21 protein-coding genes, 1 other RNA gene and 1 pseudogene are annotated in these 23483 nt (G+C 32.3%); 9 read left to right on the forward strand and 14 right to left on the reverse strand.

What is annotated here, in order from left to right; all coding sequences use genetic code 11:
- Positions 1-13: 13 nt before the first annotated feature.
- Entirely contained in the window at positions 14-715 is a 702-nt protein-coding gene (locus FOC43_RS07520) for an SIMPL domain-containing protein (RefSeq protein WP_002803993.1), read from the reverse strand.
- Positions 712-1920: a multidrug effflux MFS transporter gene (locus FOC43_RS07525; RefSeq protein WP_002790217.1), complete on the reverse strand. Its 1209-nt coding sequence runs from the start codon at positions 1918-1920 to the stop codon at positions 712-714. The genes FOC43_RS07520 and FOC43_RS07525 overlap by 4 nt, the downstream gene beginning before the upstream one ends.
- Before the next feature lie 105 nt (positions 1921-2025).
- Here FOC43_RS07525 and FOC43_RS07530 point away from each other — a divergent pair, with 105 nt between their 5' ends.
- Positions 2026-3375, forward strand: coding sequence for a DUF2130 domain-containing protein (locus FOC43_RS07530; RefSeq protein WP_004284561.1), 1350 nt, complete (start codon positions 2026-2028; stop codon positions 3373-3375).
- On the opposite strand, the gene FOC43_RS07535 is transcribed toward FOC43_RS07530, so the two are convergent.
- Positions 3372-4022, reverse strand: a complete 651-nt coding sequence (locus tag FOC43_RS07535) for a hypothetical protein (RefSeq protein ID WP_002779296.1) — start codon at positions 4020-4022, stop codon at positions 3372-3374. The two genes, FOC43_RS07530 and FOC43_RS07535, sit on opposite strands and share 4 nt — an antisense overlap.
- Positions 4022-5830, reverse strand: a complete 1809-nt coding sequence (typA, locus tag FOC43_RS07540; RefSeq protein WP_002779297.1) for a translational GTPase TypA — start codon at positions 5828-5830, stop codon at positions 4022-4024. The genes FOC43_RS07535 and typA overlap by 1 nt, the downstream gene beginning before the upstream one ends.
- 128 nt (positions 5831-5958) lie before the next feature.
- Between typA and FOC43_RS07545 the strand changes: the two genes are divergently transcribed.
- The 4 genes from FOC43_RS07545 to FOC43_RS07560 are packed head-to-tail and all read left to right on the forward strand — an operon-like array spanning position 5959 to position 10765.
- Positions 5959-6282, forward strand: a complete 324-nt coding sequence (locus FOC43_RS07545) for a hypothetical protein (protein ID WP_002779298.1) — start codon at positions 5959-5961, stop codon at positions 6280-6282.
- 13 nt (positions 6283-6295) lie between these two features.
- Positions 6296-8206, forward strand: coding sequence for a flagellar hook-length control protein FliK (locus FOC43_RS07550; RefSeq protein WP_002793257.1), 1911 nt, complete (start codon positions 6296-6298; stop codon positions 8204-8206).
- A gap of 57 nt (positions 8207-8263) precedes the next feature.
- Positions 8264-9124: a flagellar basal body rod modification protein gene (locus tag FOC43_RS07555; RefSeq protein ID WP_002838606.1), complete on the forward strand. Its 861-nt coding sequence runs from the start codon at positions 8264-8266 to the stop codon at positions 9122-9124.
- 3 nt (positions 9125-9127) lie between these two features.
- Positions 9128-10765 (forward strand): flagellar hook protein FlgE, encoded by a 1638-nt coding sequence (locus tag FOC43_RS07560; protein ID WP_002790223.1) that lies wholly within the window; start codon positions 9128-9130, stop codon positions 10763-10765.
- Positions 10766-10768: 3 nt separating this feature from the next.
- On the opposite strand, the gene FOC43_RS07565 is transcribed toward FOC43_RS07560, so the two are convergent.
- Positions 10769-12640: a flagellar assembly protein A gene (locus FOC43_RS07565; protein ID WP_004284559.1), complete on the reverse strand. Its 1872-nt coding sequence runs from the start codon at positions 12638-12640 to the stop codon at positions 10769-10771.
- Positions 12555-13361: a hemerythrin family protein gene (locus tag FOC43_RS07570; RefSeq protein ID WP_002793250.1), complete on the reverse strand. Its 807-nt coding sequence runs from the start codon at positions 13359-13361 to the stop codon at positions 12555-12557. Before FOC43_RS07570 ends, FOC43_RS07565 begins: the two co-directional genes overlap by 86 nt.
- A 190-nt stretch (positions 13362-13551) precedes the next feature.
- Between FOC43_RS07570 and ffs the strand changes: the two genes are divergently transcribed.
- Together ffs and FOC43_RS07580 are read left to right on the forward strand one after the other, a co-directional pair.
- Positions 13552-13649, forward strand: an RNA gene (gene ffs / locus FOC43_RS07575) — signal recognition particle sRNA small type.
- Between the two features lie 146 nt (positions 13650-13795).
- A complete protein-coding gene (locus FOC43_RS07580) occupies positions 13796-15604 on the forward strand; it encodes a DASS family sodium-coupled anion symporter (RefSeq protein WP_002788192.1) in 1809 nt (602 codons plus the stop codon).
- Positions 15605-15638: 34 nt separating this feature from the next.
- On the opposite strand, the gene mnmA is transcribed toward FOC43_RS07580, so the two are convergent.
- The 4 genes from mnmA to FOC43_RS07600 all read right to left on the reverse strand — a co-directional run bounded on the left by mnmA (position 15639) and on the right by FOC43_RS07600 (position 18778).
- Complete coding sequence (gene mnmA / locus FOC43_RS07585) at positions 15639-16655, reverse strand: tRNA 2-thiouridine(34) synthase MnmA (RefSeq protein ID WP_004284558.1); 1017 nt, start codon at positions 16653-16655, stop codon at positions 15639-15641.
- Complete coding sequence (locus tag FOC43_RS07590; protein WP_002786440.1) at positions 16655-17260, reverse strand: LOG family protein; 606 nt, start codon at positions 17258-17260, stop codon at positions 16655-16657. The genes mnmA and FOC43_RS07590 overlap by 1 nt, the downstream gene beginning before the upstream one ends.
- Before the next feature lie 121 nt (positions 17261-17381).
- Positions 17382-18158 carry a hypothetical protein gene (locus FOC43_RS07595; protein ID WP_004284557.1) on the reverse strand — a complete coding sequence of 259 codons (777 nt, stop codon included), beginning with the start codon at positions 18156-18158 and terminating at the stop codon, positions 17382-17384.
- A gap of 20 nt (positions 18159-18178) precedes the next feature.
- Positions 18179-18778: a hypothetical protein gene (locus tag FOC43_RS07600; protein ID WP_004284556.1), complete on the reverse strand. Its 600-nt coding sequence runs from the start codon at positions 18776-18778 to the stop codon at positions 18179-18181.
- Between the two features lie 278 nt (positions 18779-19056).
- Here FOC43_RS07600 and FOC43_RS07605 point away from each other — a divergent pair, with 278 nt between their 5' ends.
- The gene (locus FOC43_RS07605; RefSeq protein WP_002832132.1) at positions 19057-19911 is read left to right on the forward strand and encodes a hypothetical protein; all 855 of its coding nucleotides are present in this window, start codon (positions 19057-19059) and stop codon (positions 19909-19911) included.
- A pseudogene (locus FOC43_RS07610) lies at positions 19896-20493 on the forward strand (C39 family peptidase). The gene FOC43_RS07605 and the pseudogene FOC43_RS07610 overlap by 16 nt, the downstream one beginning before the upstream one ends.
- Positions 20494-20541: 48 nt before the next feature.
- Here the strand turns inward: FOC43_RS07610 and fliY are convergent.
- The 4 genes from fliY to FOC43_RS07630 are packed head-to-tail and all read right to left on the reverse strand — an operon-like array spanning position 20542 to position 23480.
- The gene (gene fliY, locus FOC43_RS07615; protein WP_002778750.1) at positions 20542-21378 is read right to left on the reverse strand and encodes a flagellar motor switch protein FliY; all 837 of its coding nucleotides are present in this window, start codon (positions 21376-21378) and stop codon (positions 20542-20544) included.
- On the reverse strand, positions 21375-22451 hold the full coding sequence (gene fliM / locus FOC43_RS07620; RefSeq protein ID WP_002778751.1) for a flagellar motor switch protein FliM: 1077 nt from the start codon (positions 22449-22451) through the stop codon (positions 21375-21377). The genes fliY and fliM overlap by 4 nt, the downstream gene beginning before the upstream one ends.
- Complete coding sequence (locus tag FOC43_RS07625; protein WP_002778752.1) at positions 22451-23143, reverse strand: RNA polymerase sigma factor FliA; 693 nt, start codon at positions 23141-23143, stop codon at positions 22451-22453. Before FOC43_RS07625 ends, fliM begins: the two co-directional genes overlap by 1 nt.
- Positions 23124-23480 (reverse strand): hypothetical protein, encoded by a 357-nt coding sequence (locus FOC43_RS07630; RefSeq protein WP_002778754.1) that lies wholly within the window; start codon positions 23478-23480, stop codon positions 23124-23126. Before FOC43_RS07630 ends, FOC43_RS07625 begins: the two co-directional genes overlap by 20 nt.
- Positions 23481-23483: the final 3 nt, after the last annotated feature.

Here is a 23483-nt window from a genome sequence, read left to right on the forward strand (position 1 = left end):
TGAAATTTTATCATCAGTCTTTTAAGTAGTATTCTATAGTAGAAACCACTCTTATGGTTTTGATATAAGGGGTGTTTTTATCTCTGTTGCTGATGCTAAATTGTCCTTGAGAAGCCTTTTTTATCTTGCCTAGGCTACTGTTTGAATCTTGTGCGAATTTTATCGCTGCATTTCTAGCATTGAGCGTTGCTTCTTCTATCATTTGTGGTTTGATTTCATTGAGTTTTGTATAAAGGTATTCTATATCATAATCATCGATTTTCGTTACTATGCCAAATTTTGCAAGACTTGAAATGTTTTCTAGTATGCTTTTTCCAAGCTTTACATTTTGAGTATAGATGAGTAAATTCGCAGTGCCTATGTATCGGTATGCAGCTTGAGTGTCGTTGCTATAAGGATCACTTAGGCGATCGATGATGTTGGGTGAGTTGTAGCTGATCTCGTCTGATTTTACGCCTTGTTCTTCTAAAAATCGTATGATATTTTGTTTATCAGACTCTAGTTCTTCGTATAAATTTGCAAGGTTGTTGCCTGATCTCGTGAATTTTATAGGCAGTATCAGGGTATCTGCTTCCACATCTTTTTGGCTCAGTCCTTTTACAGTGACACTTCTTTCAAGTGTTTTGAAGTCGCTTAAAGCCTTGTTAAAGCCAAAGGCTAGGATCACACTTGCCAAAACCACCGCCACCGATATAAAAAGGGAGTTTGTTTTCATATTTTTCCTTTGGGATTTTTTTTACCTAGAAAATATATCATATTTGCCACCAAGACACAAGCACACATTACACAAGCAAGGATTATCGGTGTGTTAGCATCTAAAGCACTGACTACAGAGGAGATGAGTCCTGCTAGGGCAAATTGTATAAAGCCAAGCACCGCAGAAGCGGTTCCGCTATGCTCTTTAAATCTCGCCATAGCTAAAGTCGTGGTATTGGGTGCGATAAAGCCAAGCATAGCGATACTTGTAAAAATACTTGCTTCAAAAAGAAATAAATTCGGATACAAAAAGGCATTGATAAGTAAGATCAAAGTCGATACAAACATGATCATCAAGGCTTTAGAAAGTATTTTTTCACTTTCAAATTTACGCACTAGCCTTGCATTGATATTTGCACAGATGACAAAGCCTAGAGCATTTGCTCCAAAAAGCATGCCAAATTGTTGCTCGCTTAAGTCAAAAAATTCTGTAAATACAAAACTCGAACCCGTGATATAAGCAAACATCGCAGCTAAAGCCAAAGCAGCACAAAAGACATAGGTTAAAAAGCGTTTATCTTTTAAAACAAATTTATAGCTTTTCATCGCTTCTTTGTGGGAGAATTTTTTATTTTTAAGGTGTGGTGCGGATTCTTTTAAGCCAAAAAGTATCATCAAAAAAAGCAAAATTCCCAAAGCAAACAAAGTCGTAAAAATGCTATGCCATGAAAAATACTCCAGCAAAAAGCTTCCAAAAGTCGGCGAAAGCATAGGAGCAAGGGAGCTAAATACCATCATCAAAGCAAAGATCCCCGCAGCTTCTTTGATCTCAAACAAGTCATTTACAATAGCCCTTGCGATCACTACTCCCGCACAGCCTCCTAGTGCTTCAAAAAATCTCAAAGCGATAAAGGCATAGATATTGTCGATAATCACACAAAACAAGCTTGAAACGATAAAGAAGAAAATTCCTACCAAAGCAGGAATTTTACGCCCAAAGATATCGCTTAAAGGCCCATATATGAGTTGCCCTAAGGCAAAGGCGACAAAAAAGCTTGCAAGGCTAAGTTGAGTCAGTGCTTTAGAAGTATGAAAGCTTTGCTCTACATGGCTAAGTGCAGGCAAATACATATCTGTAGAAAGCGGTGCTATGCTTGACATCAAAGCAAGGATGATGACGAGTTTGAGCTTTGAAAAGCCGTGAATTTTAGTGTGTTTTTGCATTTGTAATCCTAATTATTTTTAAAACAAGGATTTTAACAAGTCAATCTTAGAATAATCTTTGTTTTTCTATGTTAAATTTATATAAAAATTCTCAAGGAAGTCTTTATGTCAAATTTAAATCAAAACGAGCAAATCAAATGCCCAAATTGTGGAAGTTTTATCGATATCAGCACTGCTTTATATGCTCAAATTTTAGACAAAGCCAAGCAAGAAATGCTTAAGCAAAAAAAAGAATTTGAAGATGAGGTCAATGCCAAAAGAGCCGAATACACCAAAGCTTTTAATGACTTAAAAGCCCAAAAGATAGAGCAAGAAAAACTTATAAGCGAACAAGTAAGCCAAAAACTTCTTTTAGAAAAACAAAAATTCGAGCAAGAATTGCTAACACAAAAGCAAAATTTCCAAAAAGAATTCAGTGAGAAGTTTAACAAAGAGCATGAAAATGAGATGAAAATCATGCAAGAAGAATTAGAAAAAAAGAGCAAAGAACTTAGCGAATTTTTAAGCATAAAAGCTGAAAATGAAAAGCTAAAAAGAGAGCAAAAAGAAAACGAAGAAAGGCTTAAATTTGAGGTTAAAGAAGAGGCGTTTAAAGAATTTAAAGAACAAGAAGGCAAAAAACTAGAGCTTGAAAGAGAAAAAATGCGTCTTGAATTTCAAAAAAGCACTCAAGAGCAAGATCTTAAATACAAAGAATTAGAAACAAATTTTAAAAGCGTAGCTCAAAAGCTAGAGGACGCACAACGCAGGATAGAGCAAGGCTCACAGCAACTCCAAGGCGAAGCAGCAGAGCTACTCATAGAAGAATATATCCAAAACGAATACATCGGTGATGAGGTAAAAGAAGTGCCAAAGGGAGTAAATGGGGCGGATTGTTTGCATATCGTAAAAGACAGCTTTGGCAATATTTGCGGTAGTATTTTGTATGAGAGCAAACGCACTAAAGAGTTTAATAAAGAATGGATCGACAAGCTTAAGCTTGACAGCATAGCCGCTAAAAGTGATATAGCGGTTTTAATCACCAAAACCATGCCTAAAGACAAGCAAAAAACACATTTTAAAGAGGGGATTTTAATCTGCACTTTTGCTGAATTTAAAGGCGTTTTAGCAGTGCTTAGAGAAAGCATTATAAATTCTTATAAACTCAAAAATGCTTTGCAAAACAAAGATGAGAAAAATCACATTTTATACGAATACTTAAATTCCAAGGAATTTAACACGCAAATCACTTTTATACTCAAAACTTACCAAAATATGAAAGAAGAGCTAGAAGCAGAAAAAAGAGCCTTGCAAAATATATGGAAAAAAAGAGAAAGAGCCATAGAAAATTTAAGCTTTAATTCTACTGCCATAGTGAGTTCTTTAAATGCTATATTTAGCGACTTGCAAGGCGGGAATTTGATAGGCGAAGAAGGGCTTAAAAGCTTGGAAAATTTGGCTAAAGATGAGGATTAAATTTTGATGATTTTTTCTTCTATTAGCTTGAGATTGTTTTCTAAATTTTTGAAATTTTTCTCTAGACTTTCTTTTAAGTCTATGAAAAAAGGATTTGTTAGAGTGGCAATAAGATAGTGATTGTCCTTAGAAAAAATATGATTTAGGGTGAAATTTTTATCTTGTAACTTAACATAAATTTTCTCTTCATCTTCAAAGCTAGGATTTTTGCTAGGCTTTAAAATTTCAAGCAAAATTCCACAAAAAAAGCGTTTGTTTTCATCGATGAAGTTAATATCATAAATTTTAAATTCTTTAAATTCAAAGCAATTTTGGCTTTTAAAATCCTTTAAATTTTCGCTAAGTTCTAGTTTTAAAAAATCTTTTTGGCTTAAACTTTCTTTTCTAAATTTAGCCCCAAAACGACGCAAAAATAAATTCAAAGCATCGATTTCTAATTCTTTTTTTGCAAGTTTGAGTTTTTTAGCTGTAAGGCGAAAGAAGAAAATACCTACAAACACAGCAAGGATGAGGGCTATTAAAATATCTTTTGTAAAAACAAAGGCTAAAAAGCCCACAAGTAAAGCTTCTACAACGCTTAAGAATTTTAAAATTCCTAAGCGTTTGAGTATATAAAGTCTTTTATTTTCTAAGCTTTTTAAGTCCATTAAGATTTTGCTTTTTCCATTCTTTTTCTTTGAGTTGGATCAAGATAGCGTTTGCGAACACGCACATTTTGAGGTGTAACTTCTACAAGTTCATCTTCTTCTATCCACTCTAAAGCTCTTTCAAGGCTTAATTTTCTAGGCGGTACAAGCTTGATCGCATCATCGCTTCCGCTTGCTCTTACATTGGTAAGATTTTTTCCTTTGATAGGATTAACATCTAAGTCATTTGGACGAGAGTGCTCACCTATAATCATCCCTGTATATACTTTGGTTTGAGGTTCTATGAAAAGCACCCCGCGCTCTTGAAGGTTAAACAAAGAATACCCCAAAGCCACGCCATTTTCCATAGAGATCAAAGCACCATTGTTACGCTTTTCAACTGCACCACTAAAAGGGCGGAATTCTAAAAAGCTATGGTTCATTACGCCTTCGCCTTTGGTATCGGTTAAAAATTGAGATCTAAAGCCTATAAGTCCGCGTGCAGGAATTTCAAATTCAAGTCTTGTTTGTCCATCGCCTGTAGGTGCCATAGTTTTCATTTCAGCTTTTCTTTTTCCAAGCTTTTCTATCACTGCACCACTAAATTCTTCAGGCACATCGATAACTAAATGTTCAAATGGTTCTGTCTTAACCCCATCTTCAACTTTTACGATAACTTCAGGTCTTCCCATGCAAAACTCAAAGCCCTCACGACGCATATTTTCAGCTAAAATAGTGATTTGAAGTTCGCCCCTACCACTTACTTTAAATTTGCCTTCGCCTGTGCTTTCGTATTTCATCGCGATATTGGTTTTCATTTCAGCTTCTAAGCGTTCAGCGATTTTGTTTGAAGTCACATGCTTTCCTTCAGTTCCTGCTAAGGGACCATCATTTACTGAAAATACTATGCTTAAGGTTGGTTCTTCGATGTGTAAAGGATCAAGTGGCATAGGATTGTTTGGATCTACAACGCTATCGCCCACATCTAAAGCTTCAAAACCTGCGATCGCAACGATATCGCCACTGCCTGCTTCTTCTATATCCATTTTTTCTAAGCCCATAAAACCGATGAGTTTTGAAATTCTACCATTTACTTTAGTACCATCGGCTTTTGCGAGCATTACACTTTGATTTTTCTTTACAACGCCGTTGAAAATTCTAGCAATGCCTATTTTACCTACGAAGTTATCATATCCTAAAGTAAAGACTTGAAGTTGTAAAGGATTGTCATTAGTACCGCTTGGAGCTGGAACGCGCTCGAGTATGGTTTTAAAAAGGGGCTCCATATTGTCGCTTTCATCGTTTAGATCAAGCTTAGCATAACCATTTTTTGCTGCAGCATAAACGATAGCAAAGTCAAGTTGCTCATCGTTTGCATCTAAAGCTACAAAAAGATCGAAAATTTCGTTGATTACTCTTTCAGGATCAGCAGCTGGTTTGTCGATTTTGTTGATTACAACTATAGGTTTTAGTCCTAAAGATAGGGCTTTTTTAACCACGAATTTAGTTTGTGGCATAACGCCTTCTTGCGCATCGACTAAGAGCAAAACCCCATCGATCATTTTTAAAACACGCTCTACTTCTCCACCAAAATCGGCATGGCCTGGAGTGTCTATGATGTTGATTTTTGTGCCTTTATAATTGATAGCTGTATTTTTTGAAAGTATGGTGATACCGCGTTCTTTTTCTATATCGTTACTATCCATAACGCGTTCTGAAATTTGTTCTCTTTCACTAAAAGTACCTGATTGTTTTAGTAGTTCATCTACCATAGTGGTTTTACCATGGTCAACGTGGGCTATAACTGCGATATTTCTAATATTTTCCAAGATGCTCTCCAAATTTAAATTCAAAGCCAAAATTATATAGAACTTTTGCTTAATTTTTCAAAAAGCAAAAGTTGGAACGATTCTTGCTTCTAGTTTGTCTAGATATCATTTTTAAAAAGGAAGTTAAAATGTCAAAACCATTAAATACAGAGTTTTTTATAGAACTTGATACTCCAGTAATCAACAGAAAAAGTGAAGTATTGCTTCAAGTTTTAGATCTTTTAGAAACTTTAAAATCTAATCAAAATGAAAAAATGGCAAGAATATCAAGCGAGCTTACAGAGCTTTTGGAAAATGAAGAAAATCTTGAAAAAATTACGAGGGCTCAAAATTTAGAAGAGCTTTTGGATATTTTAGTTGCTTTAAATGAAGATAAGATGATCAAAGTATATGAAAATGCTTATTTAAAAGAAAGATTTCCTCATTTAGCGTCAAGTCAATTTTTAAAATAATTAAGGAACCATCATGTCAAATTTGACCCCAAGTAATGACATTTTAAATCTTACTCCAAGCAAGACAAATACAACCCATAGTTCATCGAGCAAAACTAAAGAGCAGGATTTAAAAAAATCTGACAATACAACACAAGATGATACAGAGAGTTTTTTAAATTCTTTACTCAATTCTATCGAAGAAACAAATGAGTTTTTGCCTGATCATATGAAAATCAGTAAAAAAGAAGTTGTTAATGAAGCTATGGATAAATTACAAAATGGGGTTTTTAGCGAGAGTGATAAAATAAGTATTTTTGAATCTGCTTCTTTTATGCAAATTTTATCTTTGCTTGACAAGTTAAAAGCAGATACGGCCGATATCAAACTTGCCAATCTTTCCACCCAGCTTTCTCAGCTTGTAAAAACAGAAGCTAATTTTAATGCTTTAAAAAGCGCAAGCAATCTTAGCGAGCTTTTAAATATAGCTAAGGATTTGGGCTTAAATGTAAAAAATATCAAAGTAGATCGTTTGCTAGATCTTAAGGCTACTTTTCCAAATTTGGATAAGGCTAATTTCTTTAAAGGCGCAGTGGATAATGTTTTTAAAGAGATTATAAACAATAAACTTGCTCATATCAGTAAAAATTTAAACCAAAATGTGCAAAATTTAAATCACACTCCACATGCTAATCTTAGTCAAAATTCTAAAATGACAAAAAAAGATGATACTTCTTTGCTTTCTCAAACTTTAAAGAATTTAGATGCTATCATTTCAAGCAAAAAAGAAAAAAATGAAGTTAAAAACGATAATGTTAAAATTCAAACAGATGGTGAAACAGCAGAATTAAAAAATACTTCTAAAAATTTAACTCATAGCGAGTCTTTAAAAGAGCTTGAACAAGAAAATTTAACCAACAATGATAAAAAAATTCCAAGCCAAGAGGTGCAAAATAAAGAACAAAGCAAAGAGTTTAAAAATGATAAAAATACACTCTTAAATGAGTCTTTAAAAAAAGATGATAAAGAATTAAAAAATGCAAATAAAGCTAATGTGCAAGATTTAACACCTAGCAAAAATAATACCACACAAGATAAGTTGCCAATGCAAGATAAAGTATCAACACAGGAAAAAACCTTGCCCCAAGATAAAGTATTGATACAAGAAAAGCCTCTTAATAACAAAGAGGGTTTAAATCAAGAAACAAACAATATCAAAAATATAAAAGATTTAAACCAAGCGTTGGATAAAAATAATAATCTAAGTGAAAATCCTAAAGAACAGGTTAAAAACGAAAATACAAATTTTAACAAAACTTCCAACAAAGAAAATGTAAGAGATTCTCAAAATTTGAGCTTGAATTTAAGCCCAAAAGATCTTAATCTCAATAAAGACAATACAAATTTCACTCACTACACTAATAAAGAAAATTATACACAAGAGCAAGGTAAAATACAGAGTGAGAATACCGAAAAAAATCCTTTAGATGATTTAAATTCTTTAGTGAAAGATTTAAATAAAATTTCACAAAACAATACTAAAAATATCACTCCTAAGGAAACCTTACAACATTTTTCGCAGGATTTAAAAGCAGCAATGGAGCAATACAAAGCCCCAATCACCAAGCTTAGTATCACGCTAAATCCTCACAATCTTGGAGAAGTTGAGGTAACTTTGGTACAAAGAGGAAACAATCTTCATATTAATTTTAATTCCAATACCAATGCAATGAATTTATTTATTCAAAATCAAGCCGAGTTTAAAAATTCTCTTGTAAATATGGGATTTACTGGACTTGAAATGAATTTTAGCGATCAAGGTAAAAGAGAGCAAAATCAAAATCAAGGAAAAAATCGAAGCGGATATGGTTTTAAAGATGCTTTAGATGGAAAAAATGAAAGTGAAAAAGTCAATCTAGAGCTTGTTTTAGCGAAGTATTTCTAAGTTGGAACACTTATTGCTTTTATTAAAAAAAGACTTAAATATAAAAAGGAGTTTATAATGTTAACTTCATCAGATTGGACTATGACAAATACAAATACTAATACTGCTGCTACCACCACTAGCACAAGTACTACTTCAGATACAAGTTCAACCAGTAGTTCAGGTCTTGTTTCTAATCCAAATGCAACGCTTGATAAAGATGCGTTTTTAAAACTTCTTTTGATCGAGCTTCAGCACCAAGATCCAACTGATCCTATGGATAGTGACAAAATGCTTACGCAAACTTCTCAATTATCAGCACTTGAAATGCAACAAAATACAAATACTACCATGCAAAAAATGGTTGAAACTATGCAATTACTTTCAAATTCTTTTAGCACAAGTATGAGTACTTCAGCTATCGGAGCTATAGGAAAGATGGCAACTGTTTCAGATAACAAAATCAAGCTTACAGGTTCAGATGAGATTATCGCGCTTAAAATGTATTTGCCTGAGGATTCGGATGAAAATGGGGTTACTTTGGAAGTATACGATAGCAACAACAAGCTTGTATTTAGTGAAAAAAGTGGCGAACAATCTGTTTCTCAAGGGCTCTTTACGATGGAGTGGCCAGGAAGAAATAACGATGGTGTTTATGCGGGTGATGGCGAGTATACTGTTAAAATGGTTTATAACAATAAAAATGGCGAAAAAATCACTGCAAATTATGGTACTTACCCTATAGAAGGAATTGTTTTTAAAGAGGGTATTGCTTATGCAAAAATGGCGGGTCAAGAAGTTCCTTTTGATGCTATATCAGAAATCACTGATTATAAATTAAGCTCTTCTTCTAGCACGGGAAGCGGTAGTTCAGGAAGTGGTTCAAGCGGAGATTCTTCAGGATCTACAGAAGATAGCGATGAAGAAGAAAAGGCTTAAGCCATGATGACTTCATTTTATAATGGCGTTTCAGGAGTTAAAACCAATAGCTTTGGTATAGATGTTTATGCGAACAATATCGCAAATGTCAATACCACAGGCTTTAAATACTCAGATGCGCAATTTAAAGACATTTTTTATAGCACCATAACAACCCAATCCACTAACCCTGCCCAAGGAGGCTATGGAAGTGGTGCGGCTTCTTCTCAAGTCGTTTTTGAACAAGGTTCACCTGTAGCAAGTGAGGGTGAATTTGATGTGGCACTTCAAGGAAAAGGTTTTTTTGGTGTTTTGGGTGCTGATGGAGAAGCTTATTATACCCGAAATGGAGCCTTTAGAAGAGATGCTGCTGGAAATTTAGTGGATTCTTATGGAAATTTTGTTTTAGGAACTATGAATCCTGCTTTTGCTGGAGTGAGTTATAGTGATAGAGTCGCGGGGCTTATGGGGGATTATCTTAACACAGGAACTCCTGTAAATAGTGGCTTTACCGTAAATTCAAATGACGCTTTTAACATAGGGACAACGGCTTCACAAGGAGTGATTAAAGTTCCTGTGAATATGTATTTGCCTCCGCAAGTAACTCAAAATGTAAAATGGAGTGGAAGTTTAAATACGAATGCAACAACAGAAGTGGTTAAAGTCGATCTTGATCCTGCGAAATTTAATGTCCAAAAGACTGAAGATGGCAAATATGTAGTGAGCGGTAGTGTTAGCAAAGAAGATGTGTTTAGTGCTAAAGCGGGTGATAGGATTATTTTAAATTTCACTGATGATAATGGCGTAAAAACAAGCTTTGAAGCGACTTTAGATGAAAATCTAAATTTTAAAAGTAACGAGCTTGATTTAAAAGGATTGGATGAAAATAGCATCAAGCTTGATACAGCTCAAATTTCAACAGAGCAACAAAAAGCCAATAAAGATATTTTAGAATCCCCTATTTATAATGCAGATGGAAGTAAAAGCACTTTAAGGGTTACACTTGAAAGAGTTTTACCGCAAGAAGGCGATAATATACAATATAAAGCTATTGCACAAATTTATGATTCTAATGGCAATGCCGTAGGCAATCCGACTGAAGGAAATATGGTTTTTGATAAAAATGGTGCTTTGCTTCAAAACAATATTACAAGCATTGCAAATCCAAATGGTGGAACAATTAATATTGATTTAGGTTCTCCTTATGATGCTAACAAGCCTGGTTCGGGTTATAGTGGGATTTATATTAAAGAAGGCGTCGAAAAAAATGTAGTTACACAACAAGATGGTGTAGCTGAAGGGTTTTTTGAACAATATAATATATCCGATGATGGAAGTATAGTTGCGCAATTTAGCAATGGCAAAAATGCCATAGTTGGAAAGCTTGCTTTATATAATTTTATCAATGAGCAAGGATTGGTTGCTATGGGAGATAATATTTTTGCAGCAACAGCCAATAGCGGAGATGCTAGCTTTATCATGAAAGATGGACAAGTGATCAATACAGCTAAATTTAAAGGCGGATTCTTAGAACAATCAAATGTTGATTTAAGCGCAGAGCTTTCAAACCTTATCGTAACTCAAAAAGCCTTTGATGCAAGCTCAAAAAGTATCACTACAAGTGATCAGATGATACAAAAAGCCATTAATATGAAAAGATAATTCTTAGGAATTATCTTTTTCTAATTTTTCAAAAATAATTTTAATTTCTTCTATGTCGCTTTCGCTATAATTATGGCTTGATTTAATATAACTTACTTGCTGTCCTTTTTCAAGATATAAAACCTTTTCATAGTCTTTTAAATTTATATGATGTTTTAGTTCAAGGTTGGTGTTTGTGTTAGGATAAAATTTTAAAAAATTATCCTCTCCGATATTTTCGGCTTTTATGTATATTTTTACATTGTAAACCATTTCATTTAAGAAATTTAATTTCGCATCAATTTGATATTTTAATTTTATAAATTTTTTATACGAAATGCTAAGATGATTGTATTTTTTTATGATATCGTGATAAAGATTTGAAAATTTCATTTCTATGGCGCTAGGATTTTTAGTCTTTTGAAGTTTGATGATTTTGATTTGATTTTTGATTAGATAATCATAGTAATTTTGCATTTTGCTTATGGTGTCATCAAGCTTACTTTTTATTTTAAGGCTTAGATTTTTAAGATTTTCGCATTCTGTATCTGAGTTGTTTTCAATAGAAACTAGTGGTGAAACTACGATATTGTTTTTAAATTTTATATTGTTTGTTATGATTAGATTTTTTCTTGGATATAAAGTATTATCCGTTAGTAAATTGCAAATATAAATATTTTCTGCTTCTATTTTTCCACCCATGCAGTTTTCAACAAATACATTTTTAGCTATAATTGTCCCATTTTCTAAATTTTTTATATATACAGTGTCAGCTTGCAAAGTTCCTTTGTGTGTTGTAATAAAAATATCTTGTGCAAAAATTTCGCTTTTTGCATGAGTTAAGCCTTTGATACTGATATTTTTTCCATAAAGTTTTGTTGCTCCAACATTCCCATTTACTTTTATATTTGAAGCTTGAACATTTACAATACCTGATTTAATAGCATCATCACTTATATCAAAATTAGTGATTTCTAAGTTTATATTTTCATCGGTATTTGTTTTGATTGAACCGGTTGTTTTAAGCCCTATTTGTGATAATTTTAAATTGTTTATAACGCTATATCCTGAGTGGTCTTTATTTAAAAATCCATAATTGGCGCTAAAATATTTAATTCTATCTTCTAATTCTTCTGTGTAAATGCTTTCATCTTTTATGATAAAAGGATTATCAAGAAAGGCTATTGGATTTAAATGAAGGATTTCTCCTCTTAAATTTCGTCCTTCTTTTCCAAGAATTCTATAAATGTATTCAAAAAGTAGCTCATTTTTTTCAATAGGTTTACAGTAATTTCCTTCATCATAGTTAATATTTTCGTCAAAACATTCTTCGTTAACATCTCTATGATAAATAATTTCATCACTTTTATGTTCAATCTTATCTACACCTTTGGCAATTTCAAGCTCTATTTCTTTAATAGATGGACTTTTTTGTATTGATAAGATAAAATCATCAATCTTGTCAAATAAATTTTTATCAAGTCTTAAGATTAAAAATTTTTGTTTGATCATTATTTTGTAGATATTTTGCAAAATATCAAATTTTAAATTAGGGTAATATTTAAAATTTTCTGTAAGGTTGATACTGGCTTTTAGATGGGTTAGGTTGGAGTTGGATCTAAGTTTGACTGTAAAAGGAAAACTTTGTTTTTTTGGATAAATTTCTATAAGAAATTTTTGCACTATGGTATTGTAGTTTTTTACAAAAAAATTATCTGCATAAAATAAGTCAAAATCCTTTCTTTCATAAGTTTTTGTTTTCGCTGGTTTTACACTAGAACACAGAAGTTTAAAATCTATAACTCTAAAATCAAGAATTTGTTCTGTGTTTGCTTGTTCGTGATTTAAACTTTCGAAAGGATTGAAAGTTTCTAAGGTTTTTACTTGAAAATTCATCTATCCCCCCCCCCATATCATTTTTTTGAGTCGTGAAATGGTGATTTTGTAGTGCATCTTCAAAAATAGCATTGAATTTTTCGAAATTTTGATTCAAATCAAAATAATCCAAATGAACTAAAATTTGCCCACATTTTTCGCACTTTAAGGTATTTTCTTTGCTAACAAGCTCTTGATGTATAGTCTGTGGAACTGCATGGATACGCAAAGAACAATTGCAAATATAATCATAGGTTTTTTCAGTCTTTAAATCTTGCCTAATTGATTTTAATTTTATGTATTGCTCTAGATTATAATGAATCTCTTGAAGATGTAGAGCTTTTTTTGTGAAGTTAGCTATCCATAAATCTTCATTAGCAAAATGATCTAAAATCCAATCTTTGGTCAATGTTGAAAGTTCAAATGACATTTTAACAATATCATTTGAGTGTTCTAAAAGCTCTTTAGTCTTTTTTAATAATATTTGATGAGATTTTCTATGTTCTTCAATCAAAGGAAAATCAATGCTTTCCATAAATTTTTCTTCATCTTTGAAATGAATTTTTACATATTGGAATAACTTTGTAAGAATTTGTTTTAAATCATTTTTGTGTTGCACATCATTATCTTGAATTTTTAAAGCTAAATCGTTTGCAATTTCAGCAATTTCAAAAATTAGTTCGTGTTGTTTATCTAATTGTATGTTTTTAATGCTAAAATCTTTACTCCATTTGATTTCCATGATTTTTCCTTAAAAATTTATATAATATATCTATATAATCGTATTTCCTTGAAAAAAACAATAATTTTGCAAATTAAATTTAAAAATTTATATAAAATATAACCAATTTGTTACATATTTATACATTTTTATATTTAGTTTTTATAGCTCAACACTTTTTAAGTATATTATGATATAATTTCTTTGCCTTTTCTTAGACCTGTGCAATGCTATTTTTAAGCACCGCTTCAGGGTGGGAACACAGCAGAGCACTTGATTGTAGTGTGTGCCGCAGCCATCTGGGAAAGGGTTTATTTCATTTAAACTTACTTTTTATATCTCTTAAATATTTTTATTTTCATATAGAATTTCAAGACTTTGGTAAAAATTTTTAATACTTAATTAAGAATTGTTAAATTAAAATTTAACAAATTTAATACAATAAAGGAGCTTAAATGGAGAAAAAGAAAATCCCCATGCTTATACTGTGTGTCCTTATTGCGCTTGCATTTTGGATAATCCCTACTCCTATAGGTTTAGAGGAGAATTCTTGGCATTTTCTTGGACTTTTTATTGCGGTGATTATGGCGGTTATCTTACAGGTAATGCCTTTAGGAGCTGTGTGTATGATAGCTATTGCTATTGTGGCACTAAGTGGAATCACGACCACTCAAAGTTCTGTTCGTGCTACACATATCAAAACTCTTGAAGCCATTGTTTTAAAAGATAATTCTAATATCTATAAAGTTACCATGGAACAAAAATCACAAGCTAGTATTTTGGAAAATCTCATCAAAGCAAATGTGGCTAAAAATTTAGAACCTAAAGTAAATGAGATTTTAAAATCTAATTCAAACATAGAATATCAAATAGATAGTCTAAATAAACTTTATGCAAAAGCAACTTCAAAAGTTGCTGCGCAAAAGCTTATTGATGAGAGCAAGATCGCGGCATTAAACTCTTTAGCTCTTGAATTTATGTCCCAAAAAGATATAGATGAAAAAGTTAATACTGCAATATCAAGTTTAAAATCCAAAACAGGTATTAAGGATGCTTTAAGCGGATTTTCTAATTCTTTAATTTGGCTTATAGTAGTTTCTATCATTGTAGCTCGTGGAGTTATAAAAACAGGACTTGGAGAGCGTTTGGCGTATTATTTTATCAGTATCTTTGGTAAGAAAACTTTAGGTATTGCGTATTCTATCGCATTTTGCGAAACCATCTTAGCTCCTGTAACCCCTTCAAATACAGCAAGAGCGGGTGCGATAATCAATCCTATAGTTCAAGCTATCTCAAGAAGTTTTAAATCTACTCCTGAAGATGGAACACAAAATAAAATAGGCACCTATCTTTCTTTGGTGAATTTTCAAGCCAATCCTATTTCTTCGGCAATGTTTATCACAGCCACTGCTCCAAATCCATTGGTTGTTGATTTGGTCGCTCAAGCTACAAATTTAGAAGTGCATTTAACCTGGGGGCAATGGGCTTTAGGTATGTTTTTACCTGGTATAGCGGCTATGCTTTTAATGCCTTTGGCGATTTATTTTCTTTCTCCACCAGAGATTAAATCAACCCCAAATGCTAAGATTTTTGCAAAGGGTAAGTTAGAAGAACTGGGTGATATGAAGGGTAGTGAAAAGATTATGCTAGGTGTTTTTGTATTGCTTTTGCTTTTATGGGCAGGGGCTTTGGGCTTTCTTTTTGGAATTTCTCTTGATGCTACAAGTGTTGCCTTGCTTGGTCTTTCTTTGGTTTTAGTAAGTGGAGTTTTGACTTTTGGTGAGGTGTTGGCAGAAAAAGCTGCTTGGAATACTTTGGTATGGTTTTCAGCCCTTGTGATGATGGCAACTTTACTTGGAAAGCTCGGTGTAACGCAGTTTTTAGCTGAAGCTTTGGGTGAATTTGCCTCTGCTATGGGACTTGGTGAAATTTCTATTATGATTTTCTTAAGCCTTGCCTTTTTATATACGCATTATTTCTTTGCTTCAACCACAGCGCATATTTCAGCTATGTTTTTTGTATTTTATAGTGCAGGACTTGCTTTAGGGGCTCCACCACTTCTTTATGCTTTTATTATGATAGCATCAGGAAATGTTATGATGGCCTTAACGCATTATGCAACAGGAACAGCTCCAGTTATTTTTGGAACAGGTTATGTAAGTCTTAAAAAATGGTGGTCTGTAGGATTTGTTATTTCAGTGATAGATATAACCGTAATGATACTTGTTGGCCTTGTATGGTGGAAATTTTTGGGATTTTATTAAAATCTTATCAAAGCTTTTAAAGCTTTGATAAGTCTTATTCTATAAACCCGCTTGCAATGACTTTATCACCATCGTAAAATACTGCCATTTGCCCACTTGCTAAACCATAAACACTCTCTTTTAAAGAAATGCTTGCGCTTTTATCATCACTTATAATGACTTTACACGGGGTGGATTTTGATCTATAGCGGATTTTTACTTCGCAATCAAGCTCTTTTGCATCGATGAAAAGATTGATATTTTTGAGTTTAAATTCATTGATTTTTAATTCTTCTTTGGTGCCAACGATGATTTGATTTTGTTTAGGATTGATCTTTAAAACAAAATGCGGTTTGTGAGCCCCGCGTACTTCAAAACCGCGTCTTTTGCCTATGGTATAGTGCATATAGCCTTCGTGTTTTCCTATAACCTTACCGCTACTATCTAGCACTTCTCCTGGAATTTTAGTATCCATAAATTGATCTAAAACTTGCACATAAGTATCTTCAACAAAGCAAATTTCAGAACTTTCTTTTTGGGTTGCAAATGATTTTAAAACTTCTATGGTAGAAGCAAATTTTTTCACATCTTCTTTTTTCATTTCGCCTAGCGGAAAAATAAGATATTTTAAAGCTTCTTTATCTGCACTAGCCAAAAAATAGCTTTGATCCTTGCTTTCATCTACTGCGGTTTTTATTAAGTTGTTTTCAAGTCTTGCATAATGCCCTGTGGCAAGTTTTTCACAACCTAAACTTTTAGCAAATTCTAAAAGTTTTCCAAGTTTGATAAAACGGTTGCATAAAGCGCAAGGATTTGGTGTTTTACCCTCTTTATAAGTATCCACAAAAGGCATGTAAACTTTGTTTTTAAAATCTTCTTGTAAGTCTAAAATATGATAAGGAATTTGCAAAAAGTTTGCAACTTTTTCTACTTTTTTGATATTTTCTTCGTGATAATTTGGTTTGCCATGAAGTTTCATATAACAACCTATAACTTCATGACCTAAATTTTTAAGTTTATAAGCAGTGACTGTGCTATCGACCCCACCGCTCATAGCGACTAGAATTTTCATTAGAGTTCCTTTAAAGTATTGATTATATAATCTAAATCGTCAGTGATTTCATACTTTAACTCGTCTCCTTTGGAAATGACTTCAAGTTTTAGCAAAGAATTTCTGACGAACTCATCAAAGCCTTGCCAAAATTCACTCCCAAGCAAGATAATAGGAACATTGCTTTTAAATCCAAGTTGTTTTAGTGTAAGCACTTCACACAATTCATCAAGTGTTCCAAAGCCGCCTGGGAAAATCACAAAAGCTAGACTCTTTTCAATAAGAGCCATTTTGCGTATGGCTAAGCTCTCAAAAGTTATGTTATATTCTACAAAATCGTTTAATTTTTGCTCAAAAGGCAAAAGTATATTAAAACCTACCGATTTTATAAAATTTGCATCGTTTTTACATTTAGCAGCGCCTGCATTAGCTGCACGCATAATGCCTCCACCTCCGCCGCTAACGACACAAAAGCCATTTTCTACACATAAACTAGCTAATTTTTTGGCTTCTTGATAATAAAAACTATCTTCTTTTAATCTTGCAGAACCAAAAAAAGTTACGGCATTTTTTAGGTTTGGTATGTTAGCAAATTTTTCTAAATCTTGGCTTATTTTTTCATTCATTTTTCAACCTTTAGTTAAAATAAATTCCATTCTAGCTAAAAATTTATAATAAGTTCTTTATTATATAAGTTTTAATAGGTTTATTTTATTAAGATTAGGAATTTAAAAGACTTTTAAATCCTTAAGCTTTAATATCTATACTTTTTGGTGTAGAATTTAAAGAAAGGATTTTATTAAATTCTCCTGCATCATCATCACTAAATTTCATACCAAAAAGAAGTTCTAATTCTTTAGCCTTATTAAAACTATTTTCTAAAAGCTTTTTTAAGAATTCGCTGCTTATATTATTATCTTTATAAGTTTCTTTGTTTTTGCTTTCGCCTTGAATGGCTTTGAAGGGTTTTTCATCTGGGTTTTGACCATTTTCGTTGCTTTCTTGGGTAGAATTTGAGCTTTGTTGTTTATTTAAAAACCTATCTATCTCTTCTTGAGTAAGTGGTTTAACATCAAGTGCGTCAATAAATCGTTTTTTTCTTTCATCTTTTTCAGCAACCCATATTCTTGCGAATTCACTCGCACTTGTAAGAGTTTTTAGAAGATTGGCTTCGCGTATTCTGGCAATCTTATCTCTTGGAATAAATTCAATATTATCAATGTCATACGCTCCGTTAAGAATTTCCCATTCCTCTTCAGTTAATTTATCTTTTCGCATTCGCTCAAGCAAGGAATTTTCAACTTCTTTAACATCTGGGTCTCCATTATAGCCGTATTTGTTCGCATATTCTTCACTAAGCATTTCTCCAAAATATTTTTGCACAAAATCTTCCCAATAAGCATCTTCTTCACTTTTTGGCTCATCTTTTTTAGTATAAGTATATTCATTATTTTCATCTTTTTTAATGCTTAAAGCATTATTTGGATAATTGATATTAGGATAGTGAGAATTAAGACTTATCATAAAAATCCTTTTTTAAAATACTAAAATAACCTTGGATTCCAACCACCCATGGTATCTTCTATTGCATACTTATATTGATGTGTGATTTCTCTTATAATTCTATTGTTATTTAACATAGGAGAGGAATTATACTGATAGATTTGTCCATTATTTACATTATAAACAGCAACCCCATAAGTAAATAAAACATAAGGCTGTCCTAAATTTGAATATTTAATTTGTCTTTTTACCTTATATACAGGACGATAATCAGCAGGGGAATTCGCACTGACTTGCAACCAAGCAAATAATCTGTCTCTACTAGGATTTTGACATTTATCTTCTCCTGCACCGCACAAACCTTTGTTAAGATTTTCGAGTTCATATTGCGTAAAATCTACAATAGCATAAACTTCTGAGGTTAAATTGCGTCTGTCTTTAAAAATTTTATAATCCCCAAAAACATACCCACCCTTAACTTGTTTCATCTCATCTAAATTAAGAGCTTTAACCCCTTGAGAATTATCACTTAAAACACCATTGCTAACTTTAGCTAAAAAATCCTCAGCAAAAACAGAACTAGTCAGTAAAGAAGTTAAAGCTAATAAAGCAAAAATCTTTTTTATTGAAAATCCTTTCATAAATTCTTTTTGTAAGTTCTTTAAAACTACTATCGACTTATTCTAGCAAAAGTTTAATCTTGCTTTGAAAGTTAAGTGAATTTTCTTTAAATACTTAAAATTTTATTCTCGGTTTGTTTGCTTTTGTAATAAATTTTCATTTTATCTTAAATTATATTAAGCAAGTAAAAATATTTAAAGATTTTAAAATACTTTATTTAGAATAATAAACTTTTCAATATCAAGGATTAAATTTTAAAATTAACTTGAGCTGATTATTTAAAATGTAAGGATTGACAATGAAAAAAATTTTCTTAACATTTATGGTTTTAGTTAATTGTGTTTTTGCTAGTGATGAGCTAAATATAGACAGTTTATTTAAAAAGCAAATAGGCTTAAGAAGCATTACAAGCTTTTCTTTGCTTAGCACAGGAAATGCAAACTCGTATTCTCTTTATCCTAATATAACAATAGGCGGAGATCCTACAATTTGGAATGATACAAAGCAGGTGTTTTTAACTCAAACTTTCATTTATACCCTAACACCTAAGCTTGACATACTTATTTCAGGGGGCGGAAGTTATGCAAGGCAGGAATATACAAACTTTTTTACAAATGCATATTCCCATAAAGATCGCATAGGATTTGATAATCTATGGCTAGGTTTTATTTATACAGGCGATAGCATTGCAGATTTAATTCCACAAATTACCTTTCAAACTGCAGTCGTTCAAAGAGAAAAAGCAATCAATCAAACCAAAAACTTTTATCTAAAATCACAAAGCTTACAAGCTAGTTTAAGGGGATATAGCGATCCTGTTGTATATAGCATTTATACCGGCTTTGGTTATAACCAATCAAGAAAATTTAAAACCCTTAAAATAGAGTATGGAAATAGTATTTATGTGGGTGGGGATTTATCTATTATTCTAAGTCCTAAAATTACTTTAGATTTAGGAGCAGAACAAAGATTTCAAATGAAACAAAAAATCAATGGCTATCAAAATTCTGAAGTGCGTTCTATTCCAACTTTGAGTTTAGGTTCTACTTATAGCATTAATTCAGATACCGCAGTTTCTGTTAATGCTAGTTTTGGAGGAAGCTCTGCTTCTCCTGATAGCATATTTGGGATAAGCTTATGGAAAAAATTCTAAAAATTTTATTATTTTTTACCCATTCTTGCTTTGAGTACAAAAGCCGAATGGGTAGTTAAGTCTTATCAAGAAATTAAAAACGAAAGAGTAATAAGACAAACTTATGAGCAATCTTGTGGTGCTTCATCTTTAGCAACTTTACTCAATATACTTGATGATAAAAAGTTTGATGAACTTGAACTTTTAAAGATTATGAGCGGACAAGAACTTTATACGGATATGGTAAGCTTTGCAGATTTAAACGATGCAGTTAAAAAACTGGGCTTTCAAAGCAATTCATATCAAATCAATGGAGAAAACTTGGATAAACTTGTAAATATTCCAATGCTTGTAAAAATTGAAGATGATCCACGCTTTCCACATTTTGTGGTAATTATTAATCATAAAGGTAATTATTTACAAGTGCTTGATCCAAGTCATGGAGAATATATAAGTTCCAAAAATCAATTTTTTAGTATTTGGGATAGATATAATAAAGGCGGTTATGCTTTAATTGTTGCTCTTAAAAAAGAGCTAAAACCTTTTAAGTTAAACACTCCAAAATCTTTACATTTTGATTTCAGCCCTTTTAGTTTGTTTTAGTTTTAATTTATTTATATTTATTATTCTTAATTTGCAGGCTAAAACTTTTTATCTTAGTTGTTCTAATCTTTCTTTTTTAGAACCAATTTCTGTAATTTGAACGCCGAAGTTACCATCGACAATTACTACCTCGCCATAAGCAATTCTTTTATCCCCAATTAAAATTTCAAGCGGATCGTTTGCAAGTTGATTAAGCTCCACAACTGAGCCTATATCCATAGTTAAAACATCTTTTAAAAGCATTTTTTTATTGCCTATACGCACACGAACAGGCAAACGCACATCCATGATGAGATTGATATTTTTAAGTTCTTCACTTATCTCAAAACCTTTATTTTCTGAATTTGAGCTAGAGTGTGCATGGCCATCATCTGCAGCTTTGCCGCTTAAAATATTATGAAGAGTTTGATCTACAATTAAAGAAATTTGCTCTTCTAAGTCTTCTATTTTGACATCAAAGAAATAAAGTTTTGTAAAATCTTTAAAATCAACATTTTCTGCTACAAATTCGCAAGAGCTGATTTCAAAATCCATTTTTGGTATGTCTTTTTGTGCACCTAAAGTGGTAGAAAAAGCCGAAATGATGTTTTGAATTGCTTCTTTAGCAGCGTCCATTTCATCAGGGCCTAGTTGATCGTTTTTAGAAATTTCTTCTTCGCCCATCATCCATTCACCAATAGCACTCATAAGTACAGCACCTGCTAATATACCTATTTTGCCACCTTCTTTGATGTTAAAAACCGCATAAACAAGAGGCGGTTTGAGTGTATCTTGTGATGAAACATCAAATTCTTTATATTCGCTAAATTCTGCACTTTTTCCTGTAAGTCCTTCTATGGTGCTTGTGCATTCGTTTGTAAATAATTTTAAAAATTCATTGATCATATTTCTTCTTCCTCCTCTTCAGGCTCATCATAAACACTGGCTTTAGCTTTACGCTCTTCTTCGTATTTTTCCAAAATTTCTTTGATTTCATCTTTATCTGTGCGTATAAGTTCTAAAATTTTAATAGATTTTCTAAAACGATGCAATCCAATTTGTGCTAAGAAAACATCTTTTTTATCGATACTTACTATAGCTTTATCGTCTGCTTCTCTATCAAGCCTTAAAATATCGCCTTGTTTAAGTTCTAAAAATTCATGAACATTAATTAAGGTTTTTCCTAAAATTGCCTCATATACCACTTCGGCACGACCGATTAAAGTTTTAAGTTCTTTGTTGCGTGATTTTTTGGCTGAGGTTTCACCCATCATAATATCACGGTTTGCTAAACGACTCAAGATACTTTCTAAATGGACAACAGGATAGCAGATATTTACCATACCGCTTGAATTTCCTATGATGATTTCCATCACCACCATGATAACGATTTCGTTTTGCGATACGATTTGTACAACATTGGGGCTTGATTCTTTAGCTTCTATACTAGGATAAATTTCAGTTACTGTAGCCCAGCTTTCTTTAAGTCTTTGCATGATGATACGCAAAATAGAATCAAGCAAATTAAGCTCTATATCAGTAAGCTCTCGCGAAGCCTCATAGCTATCGCCTTGACCTCCTAAAAGTCTATCTATCATAGGAAAAGCAATGCTTGGGTTAATCTCTAAAACGCAGTTTCCATCAAGAGGCTTGATAGAGAAAACGTTAAAGCTTGTAGGGCTTGGTAGCGACATCAAAAACTCACCATAAGTCATTTGATCCACCGAGTGAAGTTTGGTTTCAACAATACTTCTCATCATGGACGAAATTTGAGAAGCTAAATTTCTTGCTAGTTTATCGTGTATACCTTTAATTGTCCTAAGCTGCTCTTTAGATACCCTATTTGGACGCTTAAAGTCATATACAACTATATTTCTTTCATCTTTTCCATCTTTTTCAGAGGCTGTAGGCGTATTGGTATTATCATCGACAACTTCAAGTAGAGCGTCAATTTCTTCTTGGGAGAGTATTTCTGCCATTACACTAGCCTTTCTCTAAGTTTTTTTAAAAGTTTTTTATGAATTTGTGAAATTCTACTCTCGCTAATCTCTAAAATTTCACTAATCTCCTTAAGACTGAGTTCTTCATAATAATAAAGCTGTATGATGAGTTGATCGCGTTCTTTAAGATCTTCTAATACTTCGTGAATTTTTTCTAAAAGTTGTTCTTTTTCTAATTTTTCTAAAGTATCATCTTCATTATAAAGCTCTAATTGATCATCAATGGGTAAAGTATAGCTAATAGCATGTGCGGTGCGCACTTCTTTAATCTTTTCTACATCCAAATCAAGCTTTTTAGCTAGATATTCATCATCAGGCTCTTCTTCATGTTCTCTAAAATATTCGTCGATTAAAATATCAATATCTTTAATGATTTTACGGTTATTGCGACTCATTACATCCAAAGAGCGTAAAAAATCAAGCATAGCGCCATTAACACGCTTTCTAGCAAATCCCCAAAAACTATCATTTTGCTCTTTATCGTAGCGGCGTGAAAGCTTGATCATTTCTTCAACGCCAATGCTAATTAGATCATTTACATCAATGCTAGAAGGCAAGCGTTCTTTTAGTCTAAAAGCCATTGCACGAAGTGCAGGCATATAGGATAAAACTAGCTGATCTTGTTCATCTTTTATCATTTGAGCATAGGCTTTAGGCGGCTCTTTTTGCATTTTTGCGTCTTTCTTTTGATTCGTTTTTCTTAAGCTCTTCTCTTTCTTCGTTAAGCTTTTCTAAGATTATATCCATTTTCTTTTCACGAATGACTAAGTCATTTATAATATTATTGCTAGTCTTTTCATAATCATGTTTATTGAAAATTCGCCCACTGATTTTTTTAATATCGATAAAATTCATAATAGCAATGTGTATAAAAACATAAAACATAAAAGTAATAAAACAAGTAGAAATTAAAATATCAAAAGCTTCTTCTATACTAATAATACTAAAAGCCAATCCTATAAAAAATCCGCAAACGGTAAAAAATGCTACATAATTTTCAGGTCTCATAAT

The organism is Campylobacter coli (assembly GCF_009730395.1).
Taxonomy (GTDB): Bacteria; Campylobacterota; Campylobacteria; order Campylobacterales; family Campylobacteraceae; genus Campylobacter_D; species Campylobacter_D coli.